The sequence below is a fragment of the Ferruginibacter sp. genome, from assembly GCF_028288465.1.
Classification (GTDB): domain Bacteria; phylum Bacteroidota; class Bacteroidia; order Chitinophagales; family Chitinophagaceae; genus Ferruginibacter.
Genome location: NZ_JAQBNR010000005.1, coordinates 223,630 through 242,936, shown reverse-complemented (window position 1 = coordinate 242,936; position 19,307 = coordinate 223,630). Strand labels below are relative to the sequence as shown.

Annotated in this window: 9 protein-coding genes; 3 read left to right on the top strand and 6 right to left on the bottom strand. The window is 43.0% G+C overall.

Annotated features, from left to right (window positions below):
- The 3 genes from JWR61_RS03285 to JWR61_RS03275 form a co-directional block, all read left to right on the top strand.
- Positions 1 to 1,125: efflux RND transporter permease subunit (locus JWR61_RS03285; RefSeq protein ID WP_301926429.1), on the top strand; the 1,125-nt coding region annotated here is incomplete at its 5' end.
- A gap of 99 nt (positions 1,126 to 1,224) precedes the next feature.
- Positions 1,225 to 2,442, top strand: coding sequence for a TolC family protein (locus JWR61_RS03280; protein ID WP_301926428.1), 1,218 nt, complete (start codon positions 1,225 to 1,227; stop codon positions 2,440 to 2,442).
- Between the two features lie 10 nt (positions 2,443 to 2,452).
- Positions 2,453 to 3,586, top strand: a complete 1,134-nt coding sequence (locus JWR61_RS03275) for an efflux RND transporter periplasmic adaptor subunit (protein ID WP_301926427.1) — start codon at positions 2,453 to 2,455, stop codon at positions 3,584 to 3,586.
- A 6-nt stretch (positions 3,587 to 3,592) separates the two neighbouring features.
- Here the strand turns inward: JWR61_RS03275 and JWR61_RS03270 are convergent, their stop codons facing one another.
- From JWR61_RS03270 to JWR61_RS03245, 6 genes are all read right to left on the bottom strand, one after another.
- Positions 3,593 to 6,910, bottom strand: a complete 3,318-nt coding sequence (locus tag JWR61_RS03270) for a glycosyl hydrolase (protein ID WP_301926426.1) — start codon at positions 6,908 to 6,910, stop codon at positions 3,593 to 3,595.
- Between the two features lie 228 nt (positions 6,911 to 7,138).
- On the bottom strand, positions 7,139 to 10,201 hold the full coding sequence (locus JWR61_RS03265; protein ID WP_301926425.1) for a glycosyl hydrolase: 3,063 nt from the start codon (positions 10,199 to 10,201) through the stop codon (positions 7,139 to 7,141).
- A 66-nt stretch (positions 10,202 to 10,267) separates the two neighbouring features.
- Positions 10,268 to 12,733, bottom strand: coding sequence for an alpha-L-rhamnosidase C-terminal domain-containing protein (locus tag JWR61_RS03260; RefSeq protein ID WP_301926424.1), 2,466 nt, complete (start codon positions 12,731 to 12,733; stop codon positions 10,268 to 10,270).
- A 210-nt stretch (positions 12,734 to 12,943) separates the two neighbouring features.
- Positions 12,944 to 13,786 carry a sugar phosphate isomerase/epimerase gene (locus JWR61_RS03255; protein WP_301926423.1) on the bottom strand — a complete coding sequence of 281 codons (843 nt, stop codon included), beginning with the start codon at positions 13,784 to 13,786 and terminating at the stop codon, positions 12,944 to 12,946.
- Between the two features lie 7 nt (positions 13,787 to 13,793).
- On the bottom strand, positions 13,794 to 16,727 hold the full coding sequence (locus tag JWR61_RS03250; RefSeq protein ID WP_301926422.1) for a glycosyl hydrolase: 2,934 nt from the start codon (positions 16,725 to 16,727) through the stop codon (positions 13,794 to 13,796).
- A gap of 5 nt (positions 16,728 to 16,732) precedes the next feature.
- Positions 16,733 to 19,258 carry a hypothetical protein gene (locus tag JWR61_RS03245; RefSeq protein ID WP_301926421.1) on the bottom strand — a complete coding sequence of 842 codons (2,526 nt, stop codon included), beginning with the start codon at positions 19,256 to 19,258 and terminating at the stop codon, positions 16,733 to 16,735.
- Positions 19,259 to 19,307: the final 49 nt, after the last annotated feature.

Sequence of the window (19,307 nt, the reverse complement as noted above, 5' to 3'; positions counted from 1 at the left end):
CAAATGCTTTTTATTGAGCTGATGACGGGTGCAAGGCAGGATGTTGTATGCAAAATTTTTGGAGAAGACCTGGATACGCTGGCTGCGTATGCTGCCAAACTCGGAGGCATTGTAAGCAGCGTGAAAGGAGCAAAAAATTTATATGTGGAAGCTGTGTCTGGCATGCCCCAAATCATCATCAATTACAATCGCAACATCATTGCGCAATACAATCTCAATATTGCTGATATTAACCGGGTTGTAAATACCGCATTCGCAGGCCAAAGCACGGGGATGTTGTTTGAAGGCGAAAAGCGTTTTGACGTAGTGGTACGTTTAAAAGGTGATTTAAAAAAAGATTTGAAAGATGTACAGAACCTGCTGATACCAACACCACAAGGCACCCAGATACCATTGTACCAGTTGGCTGATGTACAGATTAAGGAAGGCCCTAACCAGATACAACGGGAGGATGCCAAAAGAAGAATTGTAGTGGGTTTTAATGTGCGGGGCAGAGATGTACAAAGCATTGTTACAGAACTGCAGCAAAAGGTAGAAAAACAATTAAAATTCCCGGCGGGGTACTACATAACCTATGGTGGAGCTTTTGAAAACCTCAATGCCGCCAAACAACGTTTGATGGTTGCCGTTCCGGTATCCCTTTTATTGATATTCCTGTTGTTGTATTTTGCCTTTACCTCTGTAAGACAGGGCCTGCTTATCTATTCGGCTATTCCGTTATCTGCAATCGGGGGTATTCTGTTTTTGGCCATCAGGGGCATGCCTTTCAGTATCAGTGCAGGGGTTGGATTTATTGCATTATTTGGTGTGGCCGTGTTAAATGGTATTGTATTAATTGCTGAATTCAACCGGCTGAAAAAAGAAGGATTGACTGATCTAAAACGAATCGTACTGATGGGCACAAAGGTTAGATTACGACCTGTATTGATGACGGCCTGTGTGGCGTCATTGGGTTTTTTGCCGATGGCCATAAGCAACGGTGCAGGTGCAGAAGTACAGCGGCCACTTGCCACAGTGGTAATTGGCGGCTTATTGATTGCGACATTTCTAACCCTGTTCGTATTGCCGGTTTTGTACATGATTTTTGAGAAGGGAGGAATGAAAAAAAAGAAGCAACCGAAATAGACTATATGCGGGAGAAAAGTATTCCCTGATCCCGCCGTCTTTTTCAGGTAAGCATGTCCACATTATCACCAAACAATTTTTATAAAAAGCAAACCATTCATGAAACAACTAATAATATCTGCGGTCATCTGCGCTATCTGCGGGATATCCGAAGCCCAGGTGCCGGTTAGCCTGAAAGCCGCTGTTGATACTGCGCTGAAGAATAATCTGCTGGTAAAAAATGAACAGTTGAAAGCCCAGTACCAGCAGTTACTGATCAATACAGCTACGGCTTTACCAAAGACAAACATTTTGGCCGACGCGGGGCAGATAAACAGTATTTACACCGATACAAAATTTGGCATCACACAAAATTTTAGTCTTCCAAAAGTTTATTCCAGCCAAAAAGAATTGTTGCAGCAGGAATGGAAAAGCAGCCTGCTCAACGTTGCTGTAAAAAAAGCGGTACTTAAAAAACAAGTAGCACAGCTATTTTATACAATGGTGTATGTTGAGCAAAAAAAACAGCTGCTTCAATATTTAGACAGCCTGTACACAGCGTTTTACAAAAAGGCAGCTTTACGTTTGGAAAAAGGCGAAAGTAATTTGCTGGAAAAAGTAAGTGCTGAAACACAATTGGGACAAATCCATATACAGCAGCAACAATTACAACAGGATGTTGCCGTATTGCAATTACAGTTTCAATTGCTCCTGAACACCACTACCCTGTTTGTTCCGGAGCCAGAACCTGTAAAAATGGAGCTGGCCGCTACTGCAGACACCACGAAGTTGAGAGAACACGCCTCCATGCAACTGATACAACAACAGGAGCAAATAGCCCTCGCATCTATTGACGTCGAAAAAAGCAAACTGTTGCCTGATTTGCTTGCCGGTTACAGTAACACAAGTATAAAGGGCACAGGTGCCGATAATAAAATTTATGGAAGTGGCAAACGCTTTAATGCTATACAAATCGGCATTGGTATTCCCCTGTTTGCCAAAGCGCAAAAAGAAAAAATAAACAGCGCTAAATTCAGCAGGCAAATAGCAGCACACAATTATACTGCCGGCATGCAAAATATTCAGTCGGAGTATGCTGCTGCTGTTGCGCAGTATAATAAATACAAACAAACAGTGCAGTATTTCGAAACAGCTGCCTTAAAAAATGCTTCGCTTATTACCAGTACTGCCAACCTGCAACTGGCAAATGGCAGCATCAATTACCTTGAGTGGGTGCAGCTCATCAACCAATCGGTGGTTGTAAAAAGCGACTACACGGAAGCCATTAAAAATCTGAACGAATCCATTATTCAGCTCAATTATTTTAACAACCAATAATCATTTAATAATGAAACACATCATAGTTTTTGCATCGGTAATCATCGTCCTTTCAGCCTGCGGCGCAAAGAACGACAGCGAAGAAAAAACAGCGGCCGCCGGAGAAGAAAAAGGCGTTGCATTAACATCGCAGCAACTCAAAAATGCCGGCATCGCAACGGGCAAAATGGAACAACGTGAAATTTCATCTGTGCTGAAATTAAACGGTAAAATAGATGTACCTCCACAAAACATGGTATCCATCAGCGTTCCTTTGGGAGGATATTTAAAAACTACGCAATTGCTCCCAGGTATGCATGTAAATAAAGGCCAGGTAATAGCAGTGATGCAGGACCAGCAGTACATTCAGCTGCAGCAGGATTATTTAACCGCCAAAGCAAAAATCGGCTTTTTAGAAAATGAATACAAGCGGCAGAAAGAACTAAACCAAAGCCAGTCCAGCAGCGACAAAGTTTACCAGCAGGCAGAAGCGGATTATAAAAGTCAACAGGTATTGATGACCTCGCTGGCGGCGAAATTACAGCTGGCAGGTATTAACATCAGCAAAATAAATGAAACAACCATTTCTCCAAGTATTAACATTTATTCTCCCATCAATGGCTACGTTTCCAAAGTGAATGTAAACATCGGCAAGTATGTTTCTTCAACCGAAGTGCTGTTTGAGCTGATCAATGTATCTGATATTCACCTGGCATTAAAAGTGTTTGAAAAAAATGTCAACAAATTATACATCGGTCAAAAATTGATCGCATATACCAACAATAATCCTGAAAAAAAATACGCCTGCGAAATCTTATTGATTGGCAAAGATCTTTCCATGGAAGGCAATACAGAAGTGCATTGTCATTTTGAACAATACGATAAGACGCTGGTTCCGGGGACCTACATGAATGCAGAAATTGAAGTAAAAAATAACCAGGCTTTTGCGCTGCCGACAGATGCCATTGTGCGCTTTGAAAGCAAACAATATGTGTATAAAGTGAAAGGCAATAATCAGTTTGAAATGACAGAAATAACTACGGGCGAAAGTGAAAATGGATTCACCGAGATTACCATACCTGCAAACAGCGATTTGGCCACGGCCGAATTTGTAACCAAAGGTGCCTATTCATTATTGATGATGATGAAAAATAAAGCGGAGTAACAAGAACTATTTAATTTCCGCTTTTATCAACACAGGCCCCAGCAAACCCGAGGGCTCCAGCGGAGAATCAACTGTGTAAGGGTTTACATTTGTCCATGTTGTACGTTCTTTTTCCGGCAGATGCAAATCTCCAATCAGCCGGTTAACCCAGGTATTCACCACGGCTATATCCAGTGTGTTGTTGCCTTGTTTAATGAACTTCGTGACGTCAAGCTGGTAAGGTGCAGTCCATACTCCGCCTGCTTCAACGCCGTTGATTTTTATGGTAGCCATGGCATTCATGGCTCCCACGTCAAGCCATATGCGTTGATTATTTTTCGGGTTAGCAACAGTAAAATTATTGTGGTAGATGGCGGTACCGGAGTAATATTTTATCTTGTGGTTGTCGCTTTTTGTCCAGTCGGTCAGCGTGTCAAAAGTAACCGGCTTTGCAGGCCCCCAGTGGCTTGCATCAAAACTTACCTGCCATGGATTTTTTATTTCAGTGACGATAGTTTGTGCGGGGAAATTTGCTGCCGTATTTGCTTCAGTAGTTTCTAGCACTGGTGTTCGGAAAACAATAAATAAACTTTCGTTTTCGTACAGCTTTAATGGGATGGTAGTTTCATTTTTATCAATGGAGTAAGCGGGCAACACACGATGCTCTCCTGTTACCGGGTTCCACAACTCAGGCTGTTTGCCGGTTACCTGCAAGGCCGCATTAAAACTGATGGCTTTATTTTTTTGATTGGAAAGAAAGTAGACATCATCAGTATTAATTTTTCTATGGATAAACAACACCGAATCATCACCATTTATTTTACAATCCGGCGCAGCATTGATCATCGTCAGCGCCTCCTGCAAATCCATGCCACTGATCACCATCCCCTTTCCGTAATGATTTGCTTTTACAGATGTGCTGTCAATATTACCCCACATTTCTTTAGCCATTTTTGATACCTGTTCGTCTGCCGTTGCAAAATCTTGCAGACTTGGCGAACTTTTGGGTGCAGGTCCAAATACTACCGCTCCTTGCTTTACCATCTGCTGAATCGTTGCCAGCAACTCAGGCCGCATGGTTGTTAGTTTAGGCAATACCAACATGCGGTAAGTAATACCGTTGGGTAAAACCAGCCGGCCATTTTTTACTCTAATGCGTTCTTTCAGCACATCGGCGTTGATGTAGTCAAATGAATATCCCTTGGGTAAAGCCGGGACGCACACACCGGTCATTTTGGGCGCATCTTCTCCAATAAAATAGGCCACATCTGCCACATACCTTCCCTGCTGCAACATAAAATTGCAGCGCTTCAAATAATCAGTAAACAAAGGCATATCATTAAACCAGGTATTATTGCGGTTAAATTCATTGCTGAAACCGGCATTCACCCCGGGTAGTTTATCGTTATAAGGTTGCCCGATATACACATGCATCACGGTGTTGTTAATCCCTTCGGTAAAAAAGCGGTCACCCCGCTGTTTCATCTTTGCAGGATATCTTGAATAGGCGGCACCTCCGCAGGTAAACGATTCTGCGGAAACTTTTGTTTTACCATAAATATGTGCCGAAGAAGAAGCTGCCCTGTTTTCAATATTACCCAAATCTCCCTCGCTCCAAAACTCACCCCCTATCTCATCCGACTGTCCGCCATATTGCAAAAATTCGCCCGGAAAGCCCCAGTGGCCGTAGTTTTCAAGCCATGTGGTTAACCCATGTTTATGGCTAATTTCTCTTAACCCTCCCACATACTCAAACGAAACTTTGTCGGCTATAAAACGCCGCAGGTCCCACAAAAAACGGTTCGACATTTCTTCACTACCCACCACGCTACCATATAACACGGGAATGTAAGGCGCAGGGTCATACCCATACACTTTTTTAAATTTTCCGATCATGTTGTCGGTCCAGTTTTGGCCGCCGGTTTCATAACTATCCTGTACAACTATTTTAAAAGTTTTGCGGTCTTCAGCGGGAATACGTTTTATTATCCCGCCAAGAAACGCATCAAAATGCCAGGCCAAGTAATCCTTGTTCATCTTATCTACTTCCAGCCCGGTGCCATTGGGTGGTGCAGGCGAATTGGTAACGCCGGTTGGCGCCATGCCAGAGCGAACAATGATCCACTCCCCTGCTGGTGCATCCCAATTCAGTTCACCATCAGCCGACATCAGGTTGGAAATATCTTTTACTGCTGCAGGGTCAATCGCCAGTTGCTTATCTGTTGTATTATTTTGATCAGGCCATAAATATTGTCCCCATAAAGGGAACGGAGTTTGACTCATTTTAGCGAGCGTTTTTTCAATATAGTTTTCCACTTTTGGTGAAGATAAAATCTGCAGTTCCTGGATGCCGGAGGTGGAATCGGGTGCAGGTCCCCATGACGTGGTATAGTTGGTTTTAAGATTGCTGACAACTAACCGGAATGATTTTGCACTGGTCGAAGGCAACGCTACGGCTATGCGCCCATAAGGATCAAAGCCAACATTCAAAGCACTATTACTCCGGTCAATGGTAAATTCCTTAACGGTTTTAAAACTGTCGCCGGCATTTACCTGCAATTGTATATGGACGATAATTGGGCGGTGTGAAGGATACAACACCATGCTTCTTGCTTCAAAATCTTTGTCAGTTTGTATGTTGATAGTTACAACGCTGTCCAACGGAATGGCTACTTCTGTAGCCGTATCCTTATCCATCAAAGCCTGCACATTTTTTAGAGACGGGCTTGTAAGCCTGGGCGAGTTGTCTGCTATGTTTGCATCGTAATCTTTTGGCTTAGGAAAAGCAATCACCCTTACATCCTGAAACTGCTCTGTTGGCTTTTTTAGTTTGATAGAGACATGGCTACCTCCCTTCACACTCGTTTCTGAACTTGCCAGGTAGCGCATCGATTGTTGGGGCTTTATCCACGGGCCGCCGGACTGGCTCCAGCCCGGGCTGTTAAAAATACCTATTTCGATATTTAATTTGGTGGCGGTCTTCAATGCAGTATGCATAACATCCCACCATTCGGGTGATAAAAATTTCACCCTTCCCTGTGCCACATCTGGCTGTTCTATATTTCCTATAAATGCCCGGTTAATGCCTACTTTTTTCATCGCCACCAAATCTTTTACAACACCTTCTTTAGAAATATTGCCCGACAACCAGTACCAGTAAACGCCTGTCTGCACAGCATCTTTTGGATGAAGAAATATTTTTTCCATGTTGGCATAACGTGCAAATGCATTGCTGTTTTTAACAGGCGCATGTTGCGCAAAAACATTCGCAGAAGAGAGTAACAAGCTTGCGCCGAACAATACTTTTTTTGTGTGGTTCAGGCAAAAAAACAAAGAGTTGAACATAAAGCGTAATCTTATTTTTTAGGAATATTTAAATCATTATTAAAAAAGTATGCTGACTTTCTGCAAATGGAAAATTATCATATATCGATACATTTCATCCTCAGCATAACCCCGTCAGCGGTTATAAACCCTGACGGAGGTTGAATAAAAACTTTCATGCCCAGGATTATTATTTAACCGCCGACGGGGCTGAAAGCCGCCGTCGGGGTAGGTTAAGACTTCCTAATCTTAGAACTCAGCCTGCTGAATCGTAACCGGTCCAATCAATCCCGATTTAAACAACGGCGCTCCTTTTTCATAATGCTTAAACGTGGTAAACGTAAACCTGCCACTCGTTCTTGGCTGGCCTTTCAATAACCAATCCGGCCATTGCTCATTTTTAATGCCATCGTCCGGAAACTGCTCATCGCCTATCAGCCTGTTGGGCCATAAGTTAGCGACTTCAATTTCCAAATGATTATTTTTTTCTTTTACTGCTGACGTAATCTCTACCTTCCAGGGAGCGGTCCAAACCACGCCAAGATCTTTGCCATTCAACTTTACCCGGGCAATATTTTTTACTTCTCCAAGGTCCAGGTAAAGTCGGTTGTTTTTTGTTTTAACAACACCATCCACATCAAATGCTTGCTTGTAGGTAGCAATGCCAGAATAGTATTTAATTCCCTGTTCCGGATGTTTGGTCCAGTCAATAAGTGAATCGAATGTGATTTTTTTCGGGCCTCCCCAATCAGGATCAAAAGACACCGTCCATGCTGCATTTAAGGTGGTTATATTTTTACTGACAGGAAAATTTGTCTTTTCAGGAACTGCTGATTGAGTGGTATCATTTTTAAAAACAATGAAAAAACTTTGGTAAGCATCAAAGTGCAATGGTATACTTGTTTGACCATTGGCTTTCGAAAACTCAGGCAATATTTTTATTTCGCCAGTCAATGGATCCCACAACTCTGGTCTGCCTTTTTGTGATCTGAAAAGACAAGTTGTATTAACTAACTGGCTGGCTTTATTGGATACAAAATAAATATCCTGGTCAGCGGTAATACGGTGCGTATAACGCAATGAGGCAGCTGATTCAAAATCATTGACCACCTGCATGTCTTTTAATAAAGCTGCGGTAAAATCATAATTGGGATAGAATCCTTCGAGTTGAGCTGCCGCAGCCTTTCCCCATACCACTTTGCCTTTTCCGTAAGTATGGATGGATTGATTATCCGGAACTACTGTTGTACCCCAGATGGTTTGCGCCAGTTGCTTTACCTGTTCATCACATGCGGGATAGCCTGATAACCCCGGTGATTTCATTGGTGGTGAACCAACGACTATCGCACCTTCATAAACCAATGTTTTTATTTTTTCAAGTAAAGCGGGCGTCATGGTTTGTACAGCCGGCAACACGAGTATTTTATAAGCAGCGCCTCCCGGAAAAACTACCTGGTTATCCTTTACACTTGCAGACAATAATTGACCCGGAGAACATCCGTCAAAATTAAAGCCCCGGCGATCACGGATTGGCTCTTCACCAATAAGTGCCGAATGGGGCGGACGAAACACATGCGGTGCGCCTTCCGGTGTGAGGTACAAAATATCTGCAACGGCCCTGCCTTGCTGCAGCACAAACTGGCAACGGGAAATATAGTTGTGATATCCGCCTACCATCGGCCACCAGGTTTGACTCCTGTTCCAGTGAACGCCATACGGCCCCATCGTCATGCCGGGTTTTAAATTATCCGGCAAGGTTTGGCTTTGAAATGTATGATACACAAACCGGTTGATGCCGGCTGCAAAAGCCCAGTCGCCCTGCTCCTTCATCGAGCCCGGGTATTGCTTCCAACCTTCCCGGTCATCTGCCGTAAAGGCTTCTGCAGGCACCAGCGGTATGCCATTTACATGCGCAATGGAAGTAGCTTCTGCGCAACTAAAAGAAGAATTAAAACCGAAGGCCTTGCTCCAGAATTCGCACATAGGAATATCAGCAACAGCACCGAGTTCAAGGTCTGCAGCAGGATTCATATCATACGGTTCAATGGATAATTTCCAGCCATGGCGGTGTGCGTAGGTCTTTAAATATTGCGCATGATTTTCCAGTACCAGTTCCTGCGAAGTTTGCCGCAGGTCCCATAGAAAGCGTTCACTTATCTCCAGGCTTCCCACGATGTTGCCATCATACACCGGGTAAAAAGGCAAGGGATCGTAGCCCCTTCTTTTAATGAACTGTTGCCTGAATTGTGCCGTCCAGTTTTGAGCGCCCATCTCCCAACTATCCATGTGTATTTTCTTCAAACCGCCTCCTGACAATGTATCCAGCTGACCAATTTTTTTAAGCAGCTTTCCTATGTATTGGTTAAGATGTGCCTCCAGCGCAATGGTATCAAATTTATCGGCTTCAAAACCCAGCCCGGGTATAGGTGCCGGTCTTGTAACGGCCCCGTTGTTGCGGCTTCCAAAACGCATGATGGTCCATTTGCCTTGTGGCGCTTTCCAGTCAAGCGTTCCGTCTGGTAATAATTTATTGGTAAGATCAATAATGGTATTGGATGTGATTACAGCGTCCTTTGGTACTGCTTCGTAATTTGCCAGGGAAGGCAAAAATTCTTTGGTGCCCGGCGCAGAAGAATAAGGTGCCCGGTAATACAATGCCTTCTCTTCTCCATCTGTAATTTTTTTATTTACAGCCGGTGTTGGAAAGGCGAGCACGGCTACGTCTTTATAAAAATCATCCCACTGTTTTTTTAACCCAGGCGTAAAACCGCCCTCACCAAAATAAGGTTTCTTTGGCAGTGGCAAAGGCAATTTAATTGGTTGCCTGCTGGTGTCAGAGATCAATAGCGTGCTGCTAACGAGGTGCTGCATCGATTGTGACGCAGGTACCCATGGGCCACCGCTGCCAGTCCATCCCGGACCAACACCCAGCGTAATTTCTATTCCCAGTCTTTCTGCTTCTCTAACTGCATGCTTAAAAAGGTCCTGCCATTCCTCACTTAAAAAATCAACCTTGCCTCTCGGCACACCAACATTTACTTCTAAAAAAACCAGGTTTCCAATGCCTGCTTTTTTCATCGATTCAAGATCTTTGGTCATGGATTCTTTGGTGCGGTTTCCATCCATAAAATACCAGTACACGCCCGGCCTTGCAGATTCAGGAGGGTTCATAAAACCGGCTTTTATTGGATCGCTTGTTGCAACCCTTGATTTTTGTAAACTGCTGAAATGCTTGCTGCAACTATACAGCAACACAATGATTACAAAGCTTAGCAGCTGAAAGAAAAAACCATGTTTGTTATGTATTGTCATCTTATTATTTTGAACTGATTACAGTCTTGATTTAATAGATATTTCTCCTTTCCCAAATAATTATTTTTAATCAGTACTATCAAAAAAAATTCCGCTCACAGCCGCATTTTGTCCCCTCACATGGTTCACCCTTATCCTTACTGATCTGTCAAAAATAAAGCTGATATACTTTCCCTTTTCGTAATGATTGATCAATTGAACGGGTGCGATAATATTGAGTGTTTCAGCATCAAAAATTTCAATAGCACTTCTCCTGTCTTTCTTATCCCAATCTAAAAAATACATGGTTAACTTGTAGGGATGATTGCCTTTCACTGCAACATCAATCGTCATAGTTTGATTGGTTGCTTCAGGATCTCTTGTAATAATGGCTGCAGCCATTTGCTTTTTCGAATTCGGATTTTCAAGCACCGCTTCATCAGGAGAAATTGAATCCCAAATTACGATGGCATTTTTTTTAAGCGTTACACTATCAATATACGATGATATTTTTTTTGAACCGGTTGAATCAGGATAGCCAAATAATACATACCCGTCTTTTCCAAACTTCCTTGTCCAGTTACCGCCTGTTGTGCTGTCCTGCGCAAATGATTGGATTATATAGTTGAATGGTTCAAGCGGCAAAACACGCGACGCATTTAAGGCCTTGTAAGTAATTGTAATTTTGTAATTACCCGCTTGTACATTTTTCAGATAAATATAATTGCTGTCTTCATCTGTATTACCAATGGTTTCTATCCGATAGCCTACGGAATTGCCTGGCAGTTTTTTACTAACGGTGATTTTATCAATCGGCCTGCCGCCTTTTGGCAAACCCACTCTCTCCGCAATAGTTCCGGGTGGTATTGTTATTTCGCAGTCGCCGGATTGGATGTTGAAACTGGCAGCAATATTTCCGAAAGGTGTGGGCATTGTGCCTTTCACCTGCGTTAAACTGTCTTTTAAAAAAGGGATGATGGTAAACCTTTTAAAACCGGGCTTTACAGGTTGTATACCGAGCACATTTTCTGTGAGCCATTTGGTAACGCCTGCACCCCATGGATGCGCCAGGCTTGTGTACCCACACTGGTTATTGGGCGGCGCATCATTCGCATTTAATATGGCATTCCAGGAAGGCCTGTACACTTCAAAAAAGCTGGTGCCGCCATAAGCAATTTGTCCGCCCCAGCAATCTTTTATTGTAGTAAGTGCAACATCATCCTGACCTGCCAATGCCATCGCCTGGATAATAAAATATTGGTTAAAGGGCGAATAAGAAAGCCGGTTCAACCGGTCGCCAAATAAAGAGGCTGACAAAGGATGAATAACAGATTCATTGATAAGTTCCGCATTGATTGCTTCGGAAACAGCATGTATTCCAAACTGATCCGCTATCTTTTTATCTGCCAGCAGTTGCTTTATTTTTTCTGCTGCGTATTGCTGGTATTTTTTTGCAAGATTGTTTTCGTTGATAGATAACATGGCTTTGGCAAACTGGCGCCAGCCGTTGATGCAAAGCATGCGATATGTATTTTGTGCTTCCCTGATCTGTGGATTTTCAAAGCCTGCGCCGAGTCTTTCATCCCAGCCCATAAAGCCGAGATTTGGTAAGGTATCGTATTCACGAAAAGCTCTTTCCAGTCTTCGGTCTGCATTGGCTGCATAGGCTTTTAAAAATTCTGCGTCGCCCGTGTAATTGTAATAATCTATCAAACTCAATACCCAGTACACAGAATAAGCAGCAATGCCATTATCCTGTCCGGATGTAAAAGCAATATTTTTTTTAACCACATCATAGTTGCCGAAAGCAGCCAGGGCAGAGGCTTGCGCAGGATAAGCATCTCCAGTCCAGGAATGACGGTCGCTTCTTTCCATCAGTATCGCACCAAAATAATCCTGCAGCATATTCAGTTTTACCACGCAGGCTCCTGTATACCAAATTCGGTTCAGCATGGTGTCATTGGTATAAAAACTACCTTTATAATTGACCGGTTTTACCTGACAAACCAACTGCACGTTTTTTATGTGCCAGGGCTTTGAAAACTGTTTTACATGTATCCACGCAAAGCGAACACCTTCATACAACTCTTCATTTAATTGAAGCCTGTAGCGGTTACCATACTTCACAGGCCGTTTTGTCTTCACTGCATTTTGTGCGCCTGCATTTACAATAGCCGGTTCATTGTATTCACTGATGCTCATCTCCACACTATCCGCCAAATCATCGGATTTAAACTCAATCCAGCCGGCACTTTCCATTCCAAAATCAAATAACAGGTCGCCCTTTCCGTTTACAGTTATGGAGTTTGCATTTTGAACAAATGACTGAACAGGAATGCCCGTTATTTTTTTTGGCTGAAGAAAATATAGTTGCAAGGAATCCGCTGCCTTTGGGTTTTTCCATTGGTAACGTATTAACGGATCTGGCGAAGCCTGCACAGCCTTACCGGAATAGCTTCCACCGTGCAGCGGTTTGTATGGCTCTTTTAGCTGGGCATCAACCTCGCGATAAAAAAATAAACAACAAAGTAAAACGGTACCTATTCGCATCATGCGGCTTTTATTTTCCTGTAAGCATTGCATTTATTCACCTGTGAGATAAAAATAATTGTACAATCCATTTTATAATTAAGAAGCTAAACTTCATTCACTTTAGTGTAATAATATATCGGGCTAAAGCCCATCTAAAAAATTACTTTTTTTCCCCACGCCCTGAAGGGCGTGGCAATTGAAACTGCAATTAAGACTGCCAATTGAATCCATTTAATAATTCGCTGTTTGCTGTATGCTGTCCCCTCCAAATTTCTCCTTCAGCAAATCTTTCATAAATACATTGATGTCCCATTGGCTGGCAACTGGTTCATTGGTTGCTGTGTCCGTCCACATATAGGGTGGCGGACCAAACTCGGGTGTCATCGTAAATGTTTTTGTGCCGGTTGATTTTTGATGCTCCCATATCTGTTCCCATATTTTTAAAAAGAATTGCAGCTGCTCCTGCCAGAAGGGTTGCCGCGGATCGGGCACCTGCGGACCTTCTGTAAACCCTACCCTTGCATGAATGTACTCCGCTCTTACAATGGCTGCTGCCAGCGCTTCCCGGAAGTTTTCCAAATAACTTTCTGTAACACAAACCCAATGTGAAAGATCAGCCGTTATCTTCATATCTGGTCTAAGCTTAAATAATTCCTTGGCATTGCCCGGACTAAAACCGATGCGACCGCGATGGGTTTCATGGGCTATCCTGATATTATTTTTTACCGAAAAATTTTCCGCCACATCTATCACCCGCAGTTGCTCCTCCAATGTAAAATAATCCCTGCCTGAATGTGAGTTGATGAGTATCGGCCCACATTCCATCGACATGTTTAGATAATATTCATAAGACTGGCAATATTCATCTATCGTATTTCCTTTTGCCTGGTGCTGGTGACTCACGATTGCCAGATCATATTGTTGTAACAGGCGGATGTACTGTTTACGTTCCTGTTCATCTTCGGGCATCCACGTATCAACACCGTCGTAGCCAGCTGCTTTTACTTTTATAAAAAAATCTTCCGCCGGCAAATGTTCATGCCCCCATTGCGGGCAAAGTATTTTTAAGTGCATACATTTTTTAGTCTAAAGAGCTTATCAAAAAATTTACCGGGCCCAGCAACCCTGCATCCAGTAGTGGTGTGTTTTGTTGAATCATATCAAACCGAAACCTTTCATGTGTTTTAGTAAAACGTTTTTCTTTGGGCAGTCTTAAATCTCCGATAACCCGGTTTGCCCAAAGATTAATTACATCCACTTCAAGCCGGTTGCCACTTTGCCTTACATACTCTGTAATATCTACTCTCCATGGCGCACACCAAAGTATCCCCAGATTTTTTCCATTCAAACGAACTGCCGCTACATTTTTAACATTGCCTAAATCAAGCAACAGCCTGCCGCTTTTATTTCCTGTTTTCAGACTTTCAATTGTTTCCCTGCTTAAGTCGAATGATTTGCGATAGACAGCTTTGCCCGAATAATACTTGATGCCTTCTTCCGACCGTTCAGTCCAATTTATAAGTTTGGCAAACTCCACTTCTTTCGGGCCTCCCCAAACCGTATCGAATGCAACTTTCCATGGACCGCTGAGTTCATTTAGCAATTTGAATTTCGGAAAATTCAATTTCGATTGACCGGCAGTATTAACAGGAACAGGTTTCCTGAAGATGATAAAATATGAACCAAAGGGATACAATTCCAGCGGCAATGTTGTACTGCCACCTTCCTGGCTAAAGGCTTTTGCATGCTGCATTTCACCGCTGACAGCATTCCATATTTCAGGTTGTTTACCCGAAACGCGGAAAGTAAAATCGGATGTTGCTTTTTGACTGGTGCGGTTAACAACAAAATATATTTCCGTTTCAGCATTTGTGCGATGGATATAATCAAATTTATCCGGCTGAGTTGCCTGGTCTGTGTAAGTAAAATCAGGCTTCACCCCATCGGCTAAAAGAACCTCCCGTGGCGTTTTACCCCAAATCACCCTACCCTTACCATACTGTCTTTCAACCTTTGTTTTTCCATCCAAGTCGCCCCATACCTCAGCTGCAATCTTGCGAACGGTCTCATCGTCGGTCGTGTAATTTTTCAGTTCGGCAGACATCACCGGTGGCGGACCAAGAACAGTTGCACCATTGAGCACTAATGCACGAATTTTTTGAATTACTTCAACAGACATGGCTTTGGATGGAACCGGAGAAATAGTCAGCTGCTGGTAATCTCCCACCTGCTTACTTATTTCTGCTGATGGCGAAGTGCAATTTTGCAGCACCAGCAGCCGGTAGCTCATACCATCAGGAAGTACGATGCGCCCGTTTTTAACAGACATCCGCGTAAGCAATACTTCTGCATTGGTATAGTCGCAATCATAACCAGATCCAAGTGAAGCTACCAGGTATTTCGGCGGCGCCAGGGTGGGCGTACGCTCACCAAGATAGAAACAAACATCCCCCACAAACTTACCCTGTTGCAGCATGTACTGGCAACGCGACAGGTAAGAAAAGAATGCCGGCGATTGCTGCCACCAGGTAATATTTGGAGTAAAATGCTGACCAGCACAAAATTCATAACCAGGCTTGCCATCGGATGGTGGCTGGCTTGTAGCCTGGTGCAACATAATCCGGTTGACCCCTTCACAAAATGCATCGTTGGCATAAGGTTTCAGGTCGGATGGACCAAGCGACCAGTGGGTACGGTCTGCTTCCTGCTGCGTGAACGATTCGGCCATCGCTTCCCGTTTTCCATAAATATGTGCCGCTGTGGCAGTTTGTTTAAGATTAAGCCGCAGCCTCCTGTCCTGGTTATAACCGCCCGGGGCTTTGTAATGACCGTTTACCCAAAATTCTCCTGCAGGGATATCACTGCGGCCAAGATTTTTCAATGCATCCTGCGGTGGAATGTCGTTTGGACCACCAGCCTCGTTGCCTGCTTTGATTCCATATTTATGACATAATTCTGCGAAATGCCCATAATAATTTACTGCGATGCAATCCTGGATAGTTCTGTTAAAATCGTCCAGAAATCTTGCGGAAATTATTGAATCGACAACAGTATACCCTGCAAGTACGGGCAGCCAGGGCATTAAATTATAGCCCCGAAATTTATAGAATTGGTTGGGAAAATCCTGTGTCCAGGTGAGCTTTCCACATTCCCAGCTATCCGACCAAAAATAATTGATTTTACCACCCGCTTTACGGGCTTCTTCAATAAGCGGTTTTCCCAAATGATTAAAATGATCCTCCAATGAAGCCTTGCTCAAATAATCAATTTCGTACCCTTCTCCTCCTTCAAAAGTATCAGCTTGCGGAGCCGTGGGATAAGCCCACCACTTACTCCACGGATGGCCTGTCAATGTATAACCTGTACGCAATATCACCCATTCGCCTTCCGGCACGTCCCATTCGAACAAACCTCCCGCTTTCATTTTATCGGTTACATCAATTACGGTATTGGGTTCAATTTGTTTTTTATTGGCTTGTATCCGAAATGCCTGTACACATATATCGTGGTAATAATTATCGACAATAACAGGGGTTGGAATTTTATCAGCCGTTCTCTTAGGCCCGGATATTTTCAATTCTGTTTGCACCACCTTTTTCATTGCATTATCCTGGCTAACCCAGGGCCCTTCCATCGTCCAGCCGCCTGCAGAAAGGTTGAAGCCCAATTCAATATTGTTTCGTTTAGCTTCTCTGACAGCATGACGAAAAAGCTCCCACCAATCGCTGCCCTGGTACTTCACACCCAACATGGCTCCGGTGCCCCCATACCCTCCCGTGCAAATAATATTGACGCCGCTGATTCCTTTGGCTTTAAACTCTTCAAGATCACGTGTTATACTTTGCTTATTCAACCGGTTGAATAACCAGAACCAGTACACTCTTGGCTTTGCGTTGGCTGGTGGAGATATAAATGATTTGCTAAATGAATTTAAGTTCTGCCCACTGGATGAAATACCACATAAAAGAATTAACCCAACAAAAAAAATGATCCTTAATTTATTCTCACCAATCATCGTTTTTAAATTTTGGATATTTTAATCTCTTCTGTGTTGGTACTGGTTTTATAAGGTAGTACGAGCTGGCCTTTACTATTACTTGTCATACGTTTGATAATGCTGTTGTTTATTGAGAAGCTGTAGGTGCTGTTCGGGTTAAGATCATTCACCTGGTAAATAAGTTGGTGTGAAGCAATATCTTTTGAAGATTGGGTCCATATCATCTCATTTTTGTCCCATTCTTTTATTTCAACGGAAAGGTTTGCCGCCGTTGCTATTTTTAAAGTAGCCACTTCACTGTTTCCATGAAAATACAGCAGCTCATTTTTACTTCCATAAAAACCAAAATCGCTTTTATCTAAAAGTTTAAATTGGTTGTTTGATACTGCATATTTATCCATAGCCAGATCAATCGTCAATTTTTGATTTCTGTAATTGTATTTTACTTCCGTTCCTTCGAGGTCCTTGGTGATATGTGGATCCAGATAGAAACGGTTGTACAATGGATTGATACCATAAATTCCCTGGTATAAACCAACTACTGACAAACTGTTGCCCGACAAGATATCATCTCCCTGCCCGTCTTGCTTTGCCCGTGCATATCGTTGAAAAGCCAGCCCATCTTTTGCATATTGTGCCAACACATTTTTTACATATTTCAACGCCAACTCAGGTTTGTATGCAGCATATGCTTTCACTGCAACCGATCCCCATGATAAAAAAATGTCTCCGTTTTCATAATTTGGAAAAGGAAATTGCCAGTCGTTGCCTTCACCCGGCGCATACGTATACAAACATAGCGGCCAAAAGAAAAGGTTCTCTTTCTGCATCTGCACTTCTATATCATCCAGGATAGTTTTTGTCCTCGCGTCATCATCACAAATGCCATACGCAATGGCCATAAAATTTACCGGCGTAACCATGTTGTTTCCATGTGCCGAACCATCTTTATCCAGCCAGTGGATGTAACATTTTTTTTGTTCGTCCCAAAAACCACCGGCCGTTGTTGGCTTGTTAAAACTGGTTTTTAATTTGGTTGCAAACTGCTCATAGTAGTTTTGTTTACCCGCATTGCCCAGTTGTTTTTCTATGGCCGCCCATAACACCAGCGCATGATACAGCTTGGCATTTACAAAAGCATTTTCATACGAAGCCCAGATGATATCTATCCAGTCGCTGCCTCTTTTTTGCGTATGACTATCGGTGATCATTTCAACCAAACCATTGTGATTACTGTCTCTTTTGATGATCCAGTCTAACGCTTTTTCGCAGGCCTGTTGCTGTGTTTTTACCCACGCTGCGTCACCGGTCTGGTCAAACAGTTCCGCCACGTTGGTAACAAAGTCGGGGTTTGAATCCAACAGGTAGCCCCACTGCGCTTCATAAAAACCTTTATTGGTAAATCCTTTCGGCATGGCGTCCTCGTTGCTATAAGCCCATCTCGGCCATACACGTCCATCTGGTTTAAAAGCATTATCGCGGTAAAAATCCAGGCACTGCTGATAGCCCTTTAAATATTTTTTATCGTTGATGGCAAGGCCCATTTGCGCAATATATTGTTCATGTAAACAAATAGGTCCGTACGGTGTGTGCCAGCTATTACCACCAAAATGCTCCTTGTCAATAACGCCAATCCGGGCGATGGTATTCAACACTGCATTTACCTGGTCTTCGTTTACACCAACCAGTTTTCCGCGGCCATATTGTTCTTTAAAATCAAAGTACCCAAGTGTAACAGACTGACTGGTTTTGCCGGCGCTCATTTTTACAGGCGCCCACACATCTGCCCTGTCACGAATGAAACGTCTGCGGTGCGTACCGGAATCAAAACGTGGTTCCAGTTCTTTTTGAGCAACTGCTATTGTATAGGATAATTTATCCTCCGCAGTACGGCTGTAATCCATTCCCACTTGTTTGCCTGGCGCAGATACCGACACGCTCAAACCATTGCCCGTCTTGCTGTTCCAGAATTGTGAAGAACTGCTGTGTACGCCATAAGTATCCAGCTTTTTATTAAAAAGATAGAACCATGCAAGCCCGCCATAATCCTGGTAAGCGCCTTCCCATGTCTCCATATTGGTAAAAATAAAAACGGGCAATGCTACCTGTTCAGCAACGATGGCTTTTGACAGGCTTCTGTCCATTGACAATTTTATATTAGCACTGCTGATGGTAAAAGTCCAGGTTTCATTTATTGTAAGCGCTTTGTCACCGTAAGTGATACCTGAAATTTTAATGGTGTTACTGGTAGTGCTGACTGAAGGCTGTGATAAAAGTTGTAAAGTTGAATAGCTTCGGTTGCTTGTTTTGATGGCTGAGTAAATGCCTGCATCGCCTTCAATCACCTGCTGCCCGTTTATCAGCAATGAGGATACATTTACCTTCTTATCATAATCAAGTGTGACAGTCATTTTTTCATTCCCAAATTCAATCTTTTTTCCTTTTGTATCATTGCTGATTTTTATGGATTGTGCCAGACTGTTACTGGTTGAAACAATACAATAACAGGCAAAGAAAAAAATTAAAGGCAATCGTGTCTTGATGATCATTGAACTTATTTTCATTTTCAAAATAATTACCGGTTAACATTTAAAGAAA